The organism is Hymenobacter glacieicola (assembly GCF_014640315.1).
Taxonomy (GTDB): Bacteria; Bacteroidota; Bacteroidia; order Cytophagales; family Hymenobacteraceae; genus Hymenobacter; species Hymenobacter glacieicola.
Map to the genome: position 1 here is coordinate 469,606 of NZ_BMGS01000001.1, position 16,801 is coordinate 486,406.

The 16,801-nt window shown below is 58.1% G+C and carries 18 protein-coding genes and 1 riboswitch; of the genes, 10 read left to right on the forward strand and 8 right to left on the reverse strand.

Annotated features, from left to right (window positions below):
* Positions 1 to 51 precede the first annotated feature (51 nt).
* Genes pnuC through IEW18_RS02045 form a run of 4 tightly spaced genes read left to right on the forward strand, consistent with a single transcriptional unit; the run spans position 52 to position 2,631 of the window.
* Positions 52 to 678: a nicotinamide riboside transporter PnuC gene (pnuC, locus tag IEW18_RS02030; protein ID WP_188556134.1), complete on the forward strand. Its 627-nt coding sequence runs from the start codon at positions 52 to 54 to the stop codon at positions 676 to 678.
* 2 nt (positions 679 to 680) lie between these two features.
* Positions 681 to 1,277 carry an AAA family ATPase gene (locus tag IEW18_RS02035; RefSeq protein WP_188556135.1) on the forward strand — a complete coding sequence of 199 codons (597 nt, stop codon included), beginning with the start codon at positions 681 to 683 and terminating at the stop codon, positions 1,275 to 1,277.
* A 54-nt stretch (positions 1,278 to 1,331) separates the two neighbouring features.
* Entirely contained in the window at positions 1,332 to 2,207 is an 876-nt protein-coding gene (locus IEW18_RS02040; protein WP_188556136.1) for an aldose 1-epimerase family protein, read from the forward strand.
* Between the two features lie 7 nt (positions 2,208 to 2,214).
* Complete coding sequence (locus tag IEW18_RS02045; protein WP_188556137.1) at positions 2,215 to 2,631, forward strand: GNAT family N-acetyltransferase; 417 nt, start codon at positions 2,215 to 2,217, stop codon at positions 2,629 to 2,631.
* Positions 2,632 to 2,711: 80 nt separating this feature from the next.
* On the opposite strand, the gene IEW18_RS02050 is transcribed toward IEW18_RS02045, so the two are convergent.
* The gene (locus IEW18_RS02050) at positions 2,712 to 2,942 is read right to left on the reverse strand and encodes a hypothetical protein (RefSeq protein ID WP_188556138.1); all 231 of its coding nucleotides are present in this window, start codon (positions 2,940 to 2,942) and stop codon (positions 2,712 to 2,714) included.
* 229 nt (positions 2,943 to 3,171) lie between these two features.
* A riboswitch (TPP riboswitch) is annotated at positions 3,172 to 3,272 on the forward strand.
* A gap of 62 nt (positions 3,273 to 3,334) precedes the next feature.
* Between IEW18_RS02050 and IEW18_RS02055 the strand changes: the two genes are divergently transcribed.
* Together IEW18_RS02055 and IEW18_RS02060 are read left to right on the forward strand one after the other, a co-directional pair.
* A complete protein-coding gene (locus IEW18_RS02055; protein ID WP_188556139.1) occupies positions 3,335 to 5,818 on the forward strand; it encodes a TonB-dependent receptor in 2,484 nt (827 codons plus the stop codon).
* 323 nt (positions 5,819 to 6,141) lie between these two features.
* A complete protein-coding gene (locus IEW18_RS02060; protein WP_229728561.1) occupies positions 6,142 to 7,374 on the forward strand; it encodes an acyl-CoA dehydrogenase family protein in 1,233 nt (410 codons plus the stop codon).
* Positions 7,375 to 7,769: 395 nt separating this feature from the next.
* Here IEW18_RS02060 and IEW18_RS02065 read toward each other — a convergent pair whose 3' ends face one another.
* Positions 7,770 to 8,162 (reverse strand): DUF4177 domain-containing protein, encoded by a 393-nt coding sequence (locus IEW18_RS02065; protein WP_188556140.1) that lies wholly within the window; start codon positions 8,160 to 8,162, stop codon positions 7,770 to 7,772.
* 257 nt (positions 8,163 to 8,419) lie between these two features.
* Here IEW18_RS02065 and IEW18_RS02070 point away from each other — a divergent pair, with 257 nt between their 5' ends.
* The gene (locus IEW18_RS02070; protein ID WP_188556141.1) at positions 8,420 to 8,758 is read left to right on the forward strand and encodes an HIRAN domain-containing protein; all 339 of its coding nucleotides are present in this window, start codon (positions 8,420 to 8,422) and stop codon (positions 8,756 to 8,758) included.
* 4 nt (positions 8,759 to 8,762) lie between these two features.
* Here IEW18_RS02070 and IEW18_RS02075 read toward each other — a convergent pair whose 3' ends face one another.
* On the reverse strand, positions 8,763 to 9,722 hold the full coding sequence (locus IEW18_RS02075; protein ID WP_188556142.1) for a hypothetical protein: 960 nt from the start codon (positions 9,720 to 9,722) through the stop codon (positions 8,763 to 8,765).
* A 192-nt stretch (positions 9,723 to 9,914) separates the two neighbouring features.
* Between IEW18_RS02075 and ruvB the strand changes: the two genes are divergently transcribed.
* The 3 genes from ruvB to queG all read left to right on the forward strand — a co-directional run bounded on the left by ruvB (position 9,915) and on the right by queG (position 12,656).
* Complete coding sequence (gene ruvB / locus IEW18_RS02080) at positions 9,915 to 10,964, forward strand: Holliday junction branch migration DNA helicase RuvB (protein WP_188556143.1); 1,050 nt, start codon at positions 9,915 to 9,917, stop codon at positions 10,962 to 10,964.
* Between the two features lie 126 nt (positions 10,965 to 11,090).
* Positions 11,091 to 11,579, forward strand: a complete 489-nt coding sequence (locus IEW18_RS02085; RefSeq protein ID WP_188556144.1) for a YdeI/OmpD-associated family protein — start codon at positions 11,091 to 11,093, stop codon at positions 11,577 to 11,579.
* A gap of 90 nt (positions 11,580 to 11,669) precedes the next feature.
* A complete protein-coding gene (gene queG / locus IEW18_RS02090) occupies positions 11,670 to 12,656 on the forward strand; it encodes a tRNA epoxyqueuosine(34) reductase QueG (RefSeq protein WP_188556145.1) in 987 nt (328 codons plus the stop codon).
* 94 nt (positions 12,657 to 12,750) lie between these two features.
* On the opposite strand, the gene IEW18_RS02095 is transcribed toward queG, so the two are convergent.
* From IEW18_RS02095 to IEW18_RS02115, 5 genes are all read right to left on the reverse strand, one after another.
* Complete coding sequence (locus IEW18_RS02095; protein WP_188556146.1) at positions 12,751 to 12,948, reverse strand: hypothetical protein; 198 nt, start codon at positions 12,946 to 12,948, stop codon at positions 12,751 to 12,753.
* 267 nt (positions 12,949 to 13,215) lie between these two features.
* On the reverse strand, positions 13,216 to 14,112 hold the full coding sequence (locus IEW18_RS02100) for a ferritin-like domain-containing protein (RefSeq protein WP_188556147.1): 897 nt from the start codon (positions 14,110 to 14,112) through the stop codon (positions 13,216 to 13,218).
* A gap of 21 nt (positions 14,113 to 14,133) precedes the next feature.
* On the reverse strand, positions 14,134 to 14,874 hold the full coding sequence (locus tag IEW18_RS02105) for a ferritin-like domain-containing protein (RefSeq protein WP_188556148.1): 741 nt from the start codon (positions 14,872 to 14,874) through the stop codon (positions 14,134 to 14,136).
* 188 nt (positions 14,875 to 15,062) lie between these two features.
* A complete protein-coding gene (locus tag IEW18_RS02110; protein ID WP_188556149.1) occupies positions 15,063 to 15,935 on the reverse strand; it encodes a ferritin-like domain-containing protein in 873 nt (290 codons plus the stop codon).
* A gap of 32 nt (positions 15,936 to 15,967) precedes the next feature.
* Complete coding sequence (locus tag IEW18_RS02115; protein ID WP_188556150.1) at positions 15,968 to 16,696, reverse strand: ferritin-like domain-containing protein; 729 nt, start codon at positions 16,694 to 16,696, stop codon at positions 15,968 to 15,970.
* Positions 16,697 to 16,801: the final 105 nt, after the last annotated feature.

The following is a 16,801-nucleotide window of genomic DNA, read 5'->3' on the forward strand; positions in this document are numbered from 1 at the left end:
GTTGGGTGCTTGCCTGGCCCCGCCGTAACCTCTTCTTTCCGTTGTCTTTCTGTGTTGGAGCCCCTGTACGAGTTCTGGACCGCCGCGGCCGGCGGTAGCCCCCTGGAATGGGTTGCCGTGGTAACGGGCTTTGCCTGCGTGTGGCTGGCCGCCCGGGAGGTTATCTGGAATTTTCCCGTGGCCATCTTCAGCTGCGCACTCTACATTGTGGTGTACTACCGCCAGGATCTGTACGCCGACAGCCTGCTGCAAATCATGTTCATCGGGCTGAGCATATACGGGTGGTACGAGTGGCTCTACGGCGGCCGCAGCCGCACCGAACTGCACGTTTCGCGCACTACCCGGCCCGAATGGCTGCTGTGCGCCGTGTTCATTCCGGCTTTCACCGCCGGCTTCGGCTACTACCTGGCGCACTACACCCAAGACTCCGTGCCGTACTGGGACAGCCTGACAACGGCCGGTAGTTTGGCCGCGCAGTTCTTGCTCATGCGCAAGCGGCTGGAAAACTGGTGGTTGTGGGTGGTAGTAGATAGTATCTACGTACCCATTCTGTGGGCCAAGCAGCTCTACCCCACCAGCGCCCTGTACGCGCTGTACCTGGGGCTAGCCGTGTACGGCTACCTGCAGTGGCGCCGCGCCTACCAGCGGCAGCAGGCCACCGAACTTCAAGCGGCCTGACCATGCTCCGAGTTGCGCTTACCGGCCCTGAATCGACGGGAAAAACTACCCTCAGCCGCCTGCTGGCGGAACACTACCACACAGTGTGGGCCCCCGAGTACGCCCGCCACTACCTGGAAGAGCGCGGGCCCAACTACACCCTGGCTGATTTAGAGGAAATAGCCCGCGGCCAACTGGAAGCTGAGGCAACTGCTGCCGCCGCCGCCGCTCGCCTGGGCCGGCCCATACTCTTTTGCGACACCGACCTGCTAGTCATAAAAATCTGGTCAGAACACGCGTTTGGCCACTGCCCCGACTGGATTCGGCGGCAGGTGCAAGTGCAGCAGTACAGCCTGGTGCTGTTGCTGGGCGTTGATTTGCCCTGGGAACCGGACCCGCTGCGGGAGCACCCCAACCACCGCCAGTACTTCTACGACCTGTACCAGCGGGAACTCCGGGAGCAATTTTCGAACTTTGCGGAAATCAGCGGTACCCCCAGTCAGCGGCTGGAGGCGGCCTGTTTCCACGTCGATGCGCTGCTGGCCCAGCCCCGACCGGCCGGGGCGGGTCCGGCCTACCTCGCCGGCCCGCCACCCGACGGAACGATACCCTTTCTGTGAAAATTTCGTTGTGCTACCTCGTTCCCTTACCGGTACCCCGCGATTCGTATTTGCATGACGTATTACCTTGAAAACGAGCAGTGCCGCGTGGGCCTAAACGCCCACGGCGCCGAGCTCAGCAGCTTTGTTCGGAAAGATCTGGCGAATCTGGAGTACATCTGGCCTGCCGATCCGGCCTTCTGGAACCGCCACGCCCCGGTGCTTTTCCCCATCGTCGGGCGCTTGCCCCAGGACGAGTACACCCACCACGGTAACCGCTATAGCCTAAGCCAGCACGGTTTCGCCCGCGACCAAGAGTTTCAGGTGCAGCAGCACTCGGGCACGGCCATTGCCTTTGAGCTGCGCGCTACCGAGGAAAGCAAAACGCGCTTCCCCTTCGATTTTGTGCTGCGCATCACCTACCGGCTGGCCGGCTCTCAGCTTACCGTGGGCTGGGAAGTGGAAAATCCGGGCCAGGAGGAAATGCTTTTCAGCATTGGGGCGCACCCGGCCTTCCGCTGCCCATTGGTGGCAGGGGAGAGCTTCGAGGATTACGACTTCGTTTTCGACCAGCCGACCACCGCCGCGCGCTACCTGTTGGACGGAGGCCTGCTAACGGGGCAGAGCGAGCCGCTGCTGCGCAATCAGCAGGTGCTGCCGCTTAGCTACCACCTCTTTGCCCAGGACGCGCTGGTGCTCAAGCACTTCGATTTCACCCACCTTACCCTGCGTAGTCGCCGTTCCGGCCGCGCTGTGCGGGTCCGCTTCGATGGGTTTCCCTACCTGGGCCTCTGGACCAAAGGCCCCGGGGCCCCCTTCGTATGCATCGAGCCCTGGCAGGGTATTGCCAGCTCCACTACCGGCTCCCCCGAGCTGGCCGATAAAGAGGGCATTCTGACTTTGCAACCCGGCCAGCAGTTTTCAACCTCCTATAGCATCACCGTTGAGTAACCCAAGCATGACCTCCGAAGTTACCATCCGCTCCATTCAGGCGGCCGATACCTACCCCCTCCGCCACGCCGTACTGTGGCCCCAAGAGTCCATCGACTACGTAAAGCTGAACCAGGACGAGCAGGGCCACCATTACGGGGCCTTCTGCAACGGCAAGCTGGTTTCCGTTATTTCCCTGTTCATTGACGGCAACGTGGCCCGTTTCCGCAAGTTTGCTACCCGCCCCGACTGCCAGGGCCAGGGCATCGGCTCCCAGCTGCTGCGCCGCGTGCTGGAAGAGGCCCGCGAGAAAGGCGCCCAGCGCATCTGGTGCGACGCCCGCGCCGTGAACGAGAACTTCTACCGGGCCTTTGGCCTGGAGCCTGAAGGCAACCGTTTCTACCGCGGCACCATTCCCTACGTGCGCATGGCCAAGAGCTTGTAGCCGCCTAGTGATTCTACAACAGCCGGGCCCCGTGACCAACTTGCGTCACGGGGCCCGGCTGTTGTTGTATGGCCCGCTAACTAGAACTCCAAGGGTACTCGGGGGCGGTTGTAGTCGGGTTCCCAGTCATTGATGGGGCGGGAAATTCCGGGAGGCAAGTCGAAATCGGGTAGCCCGTCGTCGAGCGGTTCGCCGCCGTCATCGTCGTTGTCGGGGGCTGGGGGCTGGCGAGTGCGGCGGCGCGGTAATACCAACAAGAGCCCGGTGAACACAAGTACCACGAGCAAGTAAAGAAGGCTGGTGATGGTCATGGCGGAGAGAGCAAAAGTTCAACAACGGGACTCACGAAAAGGGCAGCAGCTACTACAGAAACGGCGGGGCGGGGCGGGTTGTTTTCCCAAGTCATCATTTTATGAGCCCCCTTATGTTACCACCTAATTTACTTGATTGTCAAGAGATAAAGCAACGTTTCGTTCCCGATTTATAACCCGATTATCCTAGGGTAGTGCAAAACCCAAAACTTCCGGTGTACCTTTGGCCCAGAAGTTTTAGGGGTGCCACGCCAGTAGCGCGCGGCTGAGATCATACCCATTGAACCTGCCCGGGTAATGCCGGCGAAGGGAACAAACGATCCGCGAACGAAAAACCTGAGGTGCCGACCCCTGGCACCGGGTCCGTTCCATTTTTTTCCATTTTTTCACCGTTGAAAAAAAACCTACTCACCGGAACCGCGCTGCTGGCGCTGTCCGGTACGGCATGGGCGCAAGGCCCCGTGTCCGGCACCGTTACGGATGCACGCACCGGCACGCCCCTGCCCGGCGCCACCATCCTGCTGGATGGCACCCCTAGCGCCGCTACCACTGCGGCCGGCACCTTTACCCTACCCGCCGTGCCCGCCGGCCCCCACGAGCTGCGCGTAACCTACCTGGGCTACGAGGTGCTGGTGCAACCCATCCAGGGGCAAGCGGCTGAGCAGCGCCTCACGCCGGCCCTGCAGCCGGGGGGCGTTGCCATTGGTGAGGCCCTGGTAACGGCCTCCCGCGCTAACGACCGCACCGCCACCGCCTACACCAACCTGGGCCGCCAGGACCTGCAGAAGCGCAATTTCGGGCAGGATTTACCCTACTTGCTGGATCAGACGCCCTCGGTAGTCGTAACCTCCGACGCCGGCGCCGGGGTAGGCTACACCGACATCCGCATCCGGGGCACCAGCAATACGGGCATCAACATGACCATCAACGGCGTGCCCCTGAACGATGCCGAATCGCACGGCTCGTTTCTGGTGAACCTGCCGGATCTGGCCTCGTCCATCAGCAGTATCCAGGTGCAGCGGGGGGTAGGCACCAGCCAGAACGGCGGGGCGGCTTTCGGGGCCAGCCTCAACATCTCGACCCTGGAAAACCGCCGCGAAGCCTACGGCGAAACCCAGAACACCTACGGTTCCTTCAACACCTGGCGCAATAACGTTTCCTTCGGGACGGGCCTGCTGGGCGGGCATTTCACCGTCGATGGCCGCCTCTCGCGCATCGCCTCCGATGGCTACGTGAAGCGCGGCGCCTCCGACATGAAGTCTTACTACCTCGCGGCCGGCTACCAGGGCCAGAATACGCTGCTGAAGTTCATTACCTTCTCGGGCCGCGAGAAAACCTACCAGGCCTGGAACGGGGTGCCCGAGCCCGCCATTACCGGCGACCGGACCCTGCTGCAGCAGTATATTGATAACGGGGAGCTGAGTGCCGCCGATGCCGACCGCGCCCTGCGCGAAGGCCGCCGCTACAGCTACTACACCTACGACAACCAAACCGATAATTACCAGCAGAACCACTACCAGCTGCACCTTTCCCAGGGCCTGGGCCAAGACTGGAACCTGGGCGCGGCCCTGCACCTGACGCGCGGCTTTGGCTACTACGAAAGCTACCGCGCCAACCGCAAGCTGGTTGACTATGGCCTGCAAAACGTGGTGCTGGGCGATACCACCATCAAACGCAGCAACCTGATAGACCGCAAGTGGCTGGATAACTACTTCTACGGCGGCACTTTCGCCCTGAACTATCAGCCCCGCGAAGGCAAGCTGCAGGCTACTCTAGGCGGAGCCTGGAACCGCTTCACCAACGACCACTACGGCGAGGTTATCTGGGCCCAGTACGCGTCCAACGGCAGCATCCGCCAGCGTTACTACTTCAACGATGCCGTTAAGACCGACTACAACGCCTACGCCCGTGCTACCTGGCAGGTGCTGCCCATATTAGGGGTGTACGGTGATATGCAGGTGCGCCGCATCCGGTATACCATTGACGGGGTAGAAGACGACCAGAACGACGTTACTACCCGCGCCAACTACCTGTTCTTTAACCCCAAGCTAGGTGCTACCCTTACCCTGGCCGCGGGGCAGCAACTCTACGCTAGCTACGCCGTGGGCCAGCGGGAGCCCGTCCGTTCCGACTTCACCGATCGGCCCGCCGGCGACCAGAGCGCCAAAGCCGAGCACCTGCAGGATTTCGAAGGCGGCTACCGGCTTACGCTGCCGGCTACCGCTCTAGCCGGTCCGGTTACGGCCTTGCGTTTCGAAGCCAACTACTTCTACATGAAGTACCGTAACCAGCTGGTAGCTACCGGCCAGCTCAACGACGTAGGCACAGCCCTGCGCACCAACGCCCCGCGCAGCTACCGCACCGGCTTGGAACTAACGGGCTTTGCCTCCGCCGCTGACCAGCTCAGCCTCAGCAGCACCCTCACGCTCAGCCGCAACCGCATCCAGGACTTCCGCGAGGTAACCTACGACGCCAACTACAACCCCATTACGGCCGCCGAAGGCCGCACGACCACCATTTCCTACTCACCCTCCGTGGTGTCGGCGCACACCCTGGAGGGGCAGCCGGTGCGGGGGCTGCGGCTGGCGCTGCTCTACAAAACCGTGAGCCGCCAGTACCTCGATAACTCCACCAGTGAAAACCGCCGCATCAAGCCCTACCAGGTGCTGGATTTCCGGGCCCGCTATACCATCCGGCCGCAGTTCATGAAGGAAATTGAGCTGGGCCTGCTGCTCAACAATGTGCTCAACCGTCGCTACGTGACCAACGGCTACACCTACGGCTACCCTGGCGCTGATGGGCAGCAGCAAACGTTTAACTGGTACTTCCCCCAAGCTACTCGTAACGTTCTGGCCTCGATAGGGTTAAAGTTCTAGCCAAACTGAACAGTAGGGATGCTGATTGACTCGCAAAAGTCTGGTAAAAAACGCTGTTATATAGATCAATTTTCATATTTTCGGCACAGGCTTTGCACCAAGCAAGGTAGTGAATTTCCCGATCAGGAATCTGCCTCCTGGTCGTTTTTCGGTGCCTGAGTTGGGGTGGGTCTTTGGCATTCCCAACCTCGCCTCCCGGCACCCCAAAACCCTGACCAGTCCCCTATCTGGTCAGGGTTTTTTATAGGCTGGCCGTCCCAGAAACCGCCCGGCGGTCCGTGCCGAAATGTCTATCTTTGGCAGTAAACCCACCCCTTTCTACTATGTCTTCCCAAGCTGACGTTCTCTCGACCAAGGCCCAGGTGCAGCGCAACAAAGGCTCGCTCAATGCCGCCGGTTTCACGGATTATTACGACATCGACGGGCTGCTGACCGAGGAGCACAAGCTCATCCGCCAGAGCATCCGCGACTTCGTGAAAAAGGAAATTTCGCCCAACGTGGAGCAGTGGGCCCAGCAGGCGCACTTCCCCTCGGAAATTGTGCGCAAGTTTGGGGAGGTAGGCGCCTTCGGGCCCACCATTCCTACGGAGTACGGCGGGGGCGGGCTGGACTACATCAGCTACGGCCTGATTATGCAGGAAATTGAGCGCGGCGACTCCGGCATGCGCTCCACGGCCTCAGTGCAGGGCTCCTTGGTGATGTACCCCATTTACCAGTACGGCTCGGAGGAGCAGCGCCGCAAGTTTCTGCCCAAGCTGGCCTCCGGCGAATGGCTCGGCTGCTTCGGCCTCACGGAGCCCGACCACGGCTCTAACCCCGGCGGCATGGTAACCACCATCAAGGACATGGGGGACTACTACCTGCTCAACGGCGCCAAGCTCTGGATTTCCAACTCGCCTGAGTGCCAGGTGGCCGTGGTGTGGGCCAAGGACGACAACGGCCGCATCCGCGGAGTCATAGTGGAGCGGGGCATGGAAGGCTTTACTACCCCCGAAATCCACAACAAGTGGAGCCTGCGCGCTAGCATCACCGGCGAGCTGGTGTTCGAGGACGTGAAAATCCCCAAGGAAAATATTCTGCCCAACATCGACGGCCTGAAAGGTCCGCTCTCCTGCCTCGACTCGGCCCGCTACGGTATAGCCTGGGGCGCGCTCGGGGCCGCCATTGACTGCTACGAGTCGGCCCTGAAGTACTCGTTGCAGCGCGAGCAGTTCGGTAAACCCATTGCTTCCTTCCAGCTGCAGCAGAAAAAGCTGGCCGAAATGATTACCGAAATCACCAAGGCCCAGCTGATGGTGTGGCGTCTGGGTACGCTCAAAAACGAAGGCAAAGCCACTTCGGCTCAGATTTCTATGGCCAAGCGCAACTCCGTAGAAATTGCCCTGGAAATTGCCCGTGAAGCCCGTCAGATCCACGGCGGCATGGGCATTACGGGCGAGTACCCCATTATGCGCCACATGATGAACCTGGAGTCGGTAGTAACCTACGAGGGCACCCACGACATTCACCTGCTCATCACCGGCGCTGATATTACCGGCATTCAGGCGTTTAAGTAGATCTTCCTTCCGAATAGAGTACAACGGCCGTTCTGGAAGCAGAACGGCCGTTTACCTTTTTGGTGAGTTCTGGAACTTGATGCCGTTGGGCTTATGGTCCAAGTTGAGGACTACTTCAAGGTTGCTATTCCAGACCGCGAAGCATAGGTAACTGGCCGGAGCTACCTGCCGCACTTCTAGCCCCACCTCATGGGTAGTAGTTCGCGTCGCTTGAGGCAGAACCGAATAGGCCCGCCGGTACTGCCAACGTGCCGCTAGGTGGGTAAGGGGATGCCGCCCAATACCAAAAGAGCCGCCCTCTGCAGTAGAAGGCGGCGCTTTTCTTATGGTGGTTCGCGGTCGAAAGCTAGCCCAACCACGCAACGGGTGGCGGTAGCCGAAGGCGGTTACTAGACCTATTTTTTTTCCAGGTAGTAAATCGTTTGGCTAAACACGGTGTTGCCGCCGCCGGCCACGTCGCTGGGCACTACGCTTACCAGCCGCCAGCCATCAGCAGCATACTGGTTTACCGTGGCCATGGCGGCTTTGTGAACCTCCGTCATGTTGCCGGCCATTTGCTTGGCACTAAAGCGGCTGAAGTCAATTTCTTTGACTTGCTCTTTGCCCTCAGGAGATACAGTCACAATGCTGGCTTGGGCATTGAACCCCAACGAAACCCGCGAAATAATCATCATGTACCCGCCGGGAGCAACCAGGGAAGAAGCGGGCAGAGTAGGCGCCGCCGCGAAGACAGAACCTAGGGAGCAGGTGCTCAGAACAAGAGCTGTTAAGAGTATACGAGTTTTCATCAGAGGTAAAAGAGTAAAAAGAATAAAGAGAAAAGCTGGGCCGTAAAGTACATACTTGCCAGGCAAAGTACAGCAGTAGACACTAACTGGTGTTTGGCAAATTCCTGCAGCCAGTCTCACCTATTGAGCAGGGAATAATCTCGGCCGGGGCCGGGGTGGTGCGTGAGGCCGGGTGGTGGGCCGGGCAAGTTCAGGCCGTAGCTGGCTCAAACCGGTTTCAGCGCGTATGTTTACGCTGCTACATTCCACTTTTCACCATGTCAACTGCTTCCCAACCGCTGGTTTTGCTTGAATGCCTTGTGGCCGGTACTACTCACCGCGAAGGTCTGCCTGAGTATGAGCCGCGCCTGCAACTTGGTCAGCAACTCGCCCTGGTTCGCGAGGCTGATAGTGTGTACGACGACTGGGCCGTACGCGTACTAACCACCGGAATTGACTCTTTTTGGCTGGGCTATTTGCCCGAAGGTCGGAACGAAACTGTGGCCCGCCTGCTCGACGCCGGCTACCCCCTCAGTGCCCGCTTAACCCACAAAGCCTGGGAAGACGACTGGCTGCACCTGGAGATTGAGGTGTTACTGAATACACCCAGCGCGTAGCCAGCTACAGCGTGTCGGCCAGGGCCAGGATTTCCTGGCGGGCCTGCTGAATTTCCGACGACTCAGGGAAGGTTTGCTGCACCCACAGCGTAAAGCCACTGACCATTTCACCGACGGCCTGCCGGTTGCTGACGGGTTCCGTGTCAATGGTAGCGGCCTCGGCCTCGGATAGGGTTGGGAAGGCGTCTTCCAGCCCCAGCCGGCTCATTACATCCGAGACAAAAATCATCCCGCACACCTGCATACCTTGGTAAAGCTGCACCAGCTCCGGCATGGTAAGGGTAAGCTGCTCCCGCGCCCGCACGCGGCTGAGGTGCTCAATAAGAGGTTCCAGGGCTGATGGTTGCAAGTGCGGTAGCTTCCCCACAGCCCGCAGAAACGGATGGTCGGCTGTGGCCGGCAGGCTGTGTACCAGCAGCAGGGCTAGCCGCAGCATCTGCAGCTGGGGCTCCGACAGGCGTAGGTTGGCTGCTGGCGGGGTAGGAGTGGGCTGGGCTGCCAGCAGCTTGGTGAAAGCTTCTTCAATCTGGAGCCGGTGCAGGCCCAGGGAGGCCGTGCCAACGGGCGCCGCTACGTGCTCTTCCAACGTGTTCAAGAAGGCAGCGCTCAGCTCCAGGCAGTAGGTTTTTAGGTATTCTAGCTGGGCCTCGTCAATTTGCATCTGCTCCTGCACGTAGGCCAGCACGGGGGTAGCCAGAGACGTTTCCAGCGTGAGCCGGCCCAATAGAAGCAAATGGTATAAATCCAGCGGTTCTGCGTGTAGGCTGGCCAGTAGCTGCTGGTGGTTCTGAATCTGGTTTAGCTGCTGTACCTTGGGGCCATCCAAGGTCGTAAGCGCCGTTAAGCGCTGCGTTTCCGGCTGGCTGAGCAGCTCCGCCGCTGCCATGCCGTGTAGGCTGAGGCAGTGGGCCAGCTGGTCGTAGAAGTCAGTAGGAAGGGCATCAAGCCAGGAAGCAGCGGACATAAGAAGCGGCGCGGGTGAGGCGGCAAGTTACGGGTCAGGGAGAACCTGGAAAGGAGTACGGACAAATCCGTCATCAAGATTTTGCTAACGGTATTAGTTAAATAGAGTAAATAGGATATTTTTTGCTAAAAAAGGCACCAACCCAGCTTACCAACTGTTACCTTTCCACACGCTGAACTACATTGTACGCTTATGCGCGAACCGTATATGACTGGTGGCAACGACCACATGGATGCCACTGAAAAGGACATCGACAAGGCCCTGCGGCCCCTTTCCTTCGATGATTTCACTGGCCAGGGCAAGGTAGTCGAAAACCTGAAAGTATTCGTGGCCGCTGCCAAGCACCGCGGCGAAGCCCTTGACCACGTGCTGTTGCACGGCCCGCCCGGTCTGGGCAAAACCACCCTCTCGCACATCATTGCCAACGAGCTGGAATCGGGCATCAAGATGACGAGCGGGCCGGTACTAGACAAGCCCTCTGACTTGGCCGGTTTGCTCACTAACCTGGAGCCGAATGACGTGCTCTTCATCGACGAGATTCACCGCCTGAACCCGGTGGTGGAGGAGTACTTGTACTCGGCCATGGAGGACTACCGCATCGACATCATGCTCGATTCGGGCCCGAATGCGCGGTCGGTGCAGATTTCTTTGTCGCCCTTTACCCTAATTGGGGCTACCACTCGCTCGGGTATGCTCACCTCGCCGCTGCGGGCCCGTTTTGGCATCAGCGCCCGCCTAGAGTACTACGATTCGGCCCTGCTAACGACCATTGTGCAGCGCTCGGCCGAAATCCTGGGTACGCCCATCTACGAGGATGCGGCCTTTGAAATTGCCCGCCGCTCGCGCGGCACCCCGCGGATTGCCAACAACCTGCTGCGCCGTACCCGTGACTTCGCCCAGATCAAAGGCACCGGCACCATTACCCGCGAAATTGCCCAGTTTGCCCTGAACGCCCTCGACGTAGACCAGAACGGCCTCGACGAAATGGACATCCGCATCCTGAGCACCATCATCGACAAATTCAAGGGCGGCCCCGTAGGCCTCGGCACCATTGCCACCGCCTGCGGCGACGAAGCCGAAACCATTGAGGAAGTGTACGAGCCCTTCCTCATCCAGGAAGGCTTTATCAAGCGCACTTCCCGCGGCCGCGAGGCCACCGAGCTGGCCTACCAGCACCTGGGCCGCCAAATGCCCCAGCATTTGCGTGGAAACACCGGTACCCCGGGGGAGCTGTTTAGCTAAGATTCAGCACGTATTGCCAAGCGGCGGAAAGCACCAGTTTAAGGTAGTTTTCCGCCGCTTTTCTGTGCAACGGACTAGGTGTTTAGAATCAGTTACCGTTTGAAATCAACATTTAGTGTTTACTAGATGAGTAGCAGAGAATTTTCGGCCGAGCTTAAGCTGATAGGTGTCAATCCATTCGTAGATGTGCCACTGGAAGTACTGACCTTTCTTTTCGGACAGGCCGGAAAGTCCAAGGGGCCTATTCCAGTACGGGGGACCGTTAATCAACTGCCATATCAGCAAACGTTGGTGAAGTTTAGCGGCGCGTGGCGGCTCTACATCAACCTGTCGATGCTCAAGAACTCACCTAAGCGGATTGGCGAAACTATTCAGATAACCATAGCATTTGACCCGCAGGAACGGACGTTGCCCATGCATCCGCAACTAGCCGAAGCGCTAAGCGAAACGAGGGAAGCACAACTGGTGTTTGACCGGCTAACTTCCTCTCGACAGCAGGAAATAATCCGCTACATCACTCGGTTGAAAGCTGATGAAAGCCGTGCCCGGGCCGTGCAGAGGGCGGTCGACTTTTTGCTAGGGAAGGGCCGGTTTGTTGGGCGAGCCAATCCGTGAAACCGGCATGAACAGGTCGGTTACGGGTTACTAGCCGAAAAAGTAATCCGCATCAGAATGCCGTAGCTTTGTAATCCATCATGTCAAACCATGCTTCCCACCGCCCACTATACTGCCTTTATTAAACGCCGGGCGGCGGAGCTGGGCTTTATGTACTGTGGCATTTCCAAGGCTGAGTTTCTGGAAGAGGAAGCCCCGCGGCTGGAAAATTGGCTGAACCGCCAGATGCACGGGCAGATGGCCTACATGGCCAATCACTTCGATAAGCGCCTCGACCCGCGCCTGCTCGTGGACGGGGCCAAATCCGTCATTTCCCTGCTGCTGAATTACTACCCCCCCGAGGAAGCCCAACAGCCCGACGACACGCTTAAAGTCAGTAAGTACGCTTACGGGCGCGACTACCACTTCGTCATTAAAGACAAGCTCAAAACCCTGCTGCAGGATATGCAGGCGGAAATAGGAGAAGTAGGCGGCCGTTGCTTCGTGGACTCCGCCCCCGTGATGGACAAGGCCTGGGCCAAGAAGAGCGGCTTGGGGTGGGTAGGAAAAAACACCAACCTTATCCGGCCGGGCACGGGCAGCTTCTTCTTCATTGCCGAGCTGATTGTGGATATAGAATTGGACTACGACGGCCCCATCAAAGACTACTGTGGCACCTGTACCAAATGTGTGGATGCCTGCCCTACCCAGGCCATTACGGAGCCCTACGTGGTAGACGGCAGCAAGTGCATCAGCTACTTCACCATTGAACTCAAGGACCAAATTCCGCGGGAGGTAGAAGGCAAGTTTGGCAACTGGGTTTTCGGCTGCGACATCTGCCAGGACGTGTGCCCCTGGAACCGCTTCTCGAAGCCTCACCAGGAGCCCCAGTTCAATGCCCACCCTAGCCTGAAAGACCTCACGCCCGGCGACTGGCAGGAAATCACCCACGAGTTGTTTTCGGAGTTGTTCCGGCAGTCGGCGGTGAAGCGCACGGGCTACGCAGGGTTGCAGCGCAATATTCAGTTTGTGCTGGGGGAGGAACCAGACCCCATAACGCCTGCGGCCGCTACCGATGCAACTGAGCCAAAGATGTAAGACTACCAGTTGGGGCCAAACACACCGGAGCCGGAAGCAGGCCTGCCTGTAGGCAAGCGACTTCCGGCTCCGGTGTGTGGAAAGAAAAGGTCAGTTAGGCGGCGACCGTCGGCTGGGTGAACACGCGGTTCAGAATGCGACGGTACAAGGCGGAGAACTGCTGGTAACACCAAGCTTTCAACTCCGAAAGCTCTGCCGGCACTAAGGTGCGGAGGGCTTTACGTAGCTCCTTCTCGAAGAGAATCTTGTCGAAGCTCACTTTGAGCAGAATGGTTTTAGCGTACTCAAGCATGGGTGAAGTTGGTTTTCACTAAGTGGTAAAAGAGCGGTTCATTAGGTGGGTCGGGGCAGTGTACGAAAGCAGTTAAAAAAGGCTTAACTGTACCGGAGTGCTTTTGCGTCTTTTGTCGAAAGATACAAAAAAATAAAACCTGAGTGCAAGTGCGAGACAGCCGCTCATTGAATTCGGTTCCAAGAGCCATAAAAAAAGGGACGCATCAGCGTCCCTTGATAAGCTACATGCAGAAAACAGAATATTAAAGCGGTTTTCTACTGCTTATTAATAAATAAATAATTGCGCCAGCTCAGTTGCCGTAGCAGCATCAACGGGCTCATCAAAAGCTTCAGCTACTTTGGCTAGCAAGGCCTCCCGGTTCAGGAGCGGGTCGCCCACATTAATGGGGAGCGTAGTTTCGAACGGAACCACGCGGGGGCCGGGCGTATACTGCGCGGTAGTAGCTTCTCCAGCGTATGCCTTATCAGGAGTTGACCCGGCAGTGGTAATGGCCGCATCGGAGGGGCTTACCCAGCTTTTAACCACAGCCCCGCGCTGCCGGCGCATGGTACGGATATGGGAAGCATGGCGGGCCTCCGTGGAGTGCGTGCGCACGAAGGCCTCGAGCAGATAATTATCCGACACCAGAAACTCAACCTGCCCTTTATAAGCCCGCACCCCCGCATCTTCCAGCAACTGGGCTACCTTCAGGAAGGTATCTAGGTTGGTAAATACATCCGGGTACAACGCCGACTGGGCGCCGTTCTTGCTGCCGGTAAAGTCAAAATTAGGTTTGGCGGGAATTACCGCGCCAGCTTCGGTGAGCAGCCGTTGCAACAGCGCTACGTGCTGATTTTCGTGGGTGGCAATGGTTTGAATAGCGTTTCTATTCTCAGCCGAGCCGAAAAAGGTAGTGGCATTCGGCAAGGCCAGTGCCCGGGTGTAAAATTCGCTTTCCAAGTATTCCAGGGTAAGCGCCAGCTTAATTGCATCCAGGATAGTGCTGTTATTCAGCACCTTGGCATCAGCTAGGGAAGGCAAAGCTGCTAACACCGGCGGCAGTACGGCAGCTCCTGCCTGACCCAAGCGGGTAAGCGCCGTGCGCCGCGCCGAAACGTCGCTGGGAAAGGTAGTAGCAGGAGAAAGGTCGGCAATTCGGGCCAGGAGAGTCAGAAAATCCATAACGGCAGGCGCAAGCGCAACTTAGGTAGTAGGCAATGACGTGGCCACTATCGTTACGGGCACGTATTTGGCAATGAGGGCAGTTACTTCCACGGGCGTTTTTACGGTATCCAGACCGGCTAAGTCGCCGGCGGCCGTCACTATGTCGGTATCAGCAAAGGAAGAGGCCTGCAACTGGTCGCGCACGAAGGCGGCGTGGCGCGCCTCCACCGAAGCTAGCTTTACTAGTAGCTTCAGGTAGGTAAGGTGGCTACCGTCGGTGACGACCTGCAATAGCTTAGCAACGCCGTTGTAGGCCGCCACGCCCACATCTTCCAGGGTCCGCGCCGCCGTATACACTCCCGTCCGGCTAGTAAGAGCAAAGGATGAAAAGTCGAATACCATGCCGTTCGTGCCGGCGTTGGCATCGTATGCGTTTGAGCCCAGCGCATACTTCAGCGTTTCCCGATGGATGACTTCGTGGTCACGCAGATCCGTGAAAGCGGCCCGGTCCGCGGCAGTAAAATCGGACGGAAAACTGCTCACTACCTTCTGATAAAACGCTGCTTCCAGTTGCTCAAGCAGGTACACGTAGTTGAGCAAACCAAAGTTATCGTTGGAGAAAGTGAGGGAAGCGGTGGTAGGGGCTGGGGTTTCCGTATCGTCGTTGCTGTCACAGCCAGCTAGCACGAGGGCCGAGGAAGCGACAGTAGCACCTGCTACGCGAAGAAAAGAGCGGCGGCGCAGCGTACGGCCTAAAAAGGAGAAAGCAGAGTCAGACATGCGGTAGTAACTCGGCGGGGAGCAGCCCAACGCAGGCCGCAACTTCCCGATTAACAAAGGTACTCCGATTAACCGGGATGCACCAGCTATGAGAGCTACGGTCGTGCGGAAAGGTTGCGTGCAAGCAAAAAACACAAAAAAGGACGGCCCCGGAAGGACCGTCCTTAATTAGGCGCAAGCGGTAAGTATTAGAACTTAGCTACCGACCGTGCAATGTTAGTTACCGTCGTGTTGTCGAGTGGCTCATCGAAGGCTGCGCTTACATCGGCTTCAGTGTACGTGGCACCGATACCCGTGGTGAGGGTAATGCCAGCTTGTACGAGGTTGTTTTCTGCCGGGAAGTTAGCGGCTGGAACCCCAGCACCATAAACCGCAGCAGGAGCCATATTAGCCTCGGCGCCTACAATCCACGGCATGATGGTAGTTTGAGCACCAGCTGCTGCCCCACGACGCATGTAGCGGATGTGGGCTGCGTGGCGGGCTTCCACCGAGTGGATCTGCAACGCTACCGTCAGCAAGTTTACCTGCGTGCCACCTACGGTGGGGTTCAATGTGCGGGGGATATTGCCAGCCTGGCCTTTGTAGGCCCGCACTCCGGTGTCTTCAAAAGCCTGAGCAAACGTCAGGAACGATGCGTAGTTGCTGAAGGCAGTCGTACCAAAATCAAAGGTAGGAGCAGCAGCAGCAGCAGAGCCCAGGGCAGCTGTCAACAGGTTTACGTGCGCCAACTCGTGAGTCCGGATGGTTTCGATGGCTCCACGAGCAGCCGAGCCGCTCGTCAGGTTAGCAGCCAAGGCAGGAGCCCTTAGTGCCTGGTCGTAGAAAGCATACTCTAGCCGCTCCAGCAGCAGCGCATAGTTCAGCACATCATTAACGGCGGTTAGCGTGTTCTGGCCAACGGCCTTGTTGAAGGCAGATCCAATGGCAATAGGAGCAGCAGCCAATGCTGCTTTTTTTCCGAAGCTACCTAGCGCGCTCAGGGCGCTACGACGGTGGGTAAGACGATCCGCAATTTCTGGATCAACCTTCTCTAGCTCGGTAATTATTTGAAACAGGTTCATATGATTCAGTGGTCAGATGTGAGTGGAGAAGGTTATTTACCGACGTTGCTGCCGTTGATGGTTTCGCGGATGAACGGCTGGGCAGCAGTAAGTACTTGAGCTACCGTCATGGCTTTATCTAAGCCATTAGAATCAACCGTCGTGTTGTCGGCGAATGTGCCATTGCTGATCAAGTCACGGATATAAGCAGCGTGGCGCGCCTCTACCGATACGATTTTGCCAGCAATACCGAGGTAAGCCGGGTTCTGGATAAGAGCACCAGCGCCGTTGTAGGCAGCTACGCCCAAATCTTCGAACGTTTTGGCTGTGGCCAGTACCGAGCCACGGTCGGAGAAGTTAACGGCACTGAAGTTAGGCGTCAGGCCAGGAATGATCTGCGAAGCAGCCGCCCCCGTGATGGCAGTTTTAAAGAAGTCCCGGTGAATAGCTTCGTGCCGGGCAATAGCCGTTAGGGCAGTGCGCTCATCGGCACTAAACCCGGATGCGAAGTTGGCTATTACTTGAGCGTAGAAAGCTGCTTCCAGTTGTTCCAGCGCGTAAGCGTAGTTCAGCACACCTACGTCACCGGAACCTAAGTTTACTGTGCCGGTAGTCGTTGGGTTGGATACGTCGCCTTCATCGTCATCGCAGCCCGAGAGCAGTAGAGCGGTAGCACCGGCAGTAGCGCCGGCATACATGAAGAAGGAGCGACGCTTGATGGGCGTATACAGCGGCTTGGCGAATTCCGCTTCGTCGCTGCCTTTTTGCGTGATGTTGGACATAGCAAGGATGGGTTGGGTGAAAAAAAGTGAAGGCAATACGGAGCCACCCGCTACCAAGCGGTTCTTTTAAAACCCCATAAATTTGGGTTAACCAGAAGCTGGGGG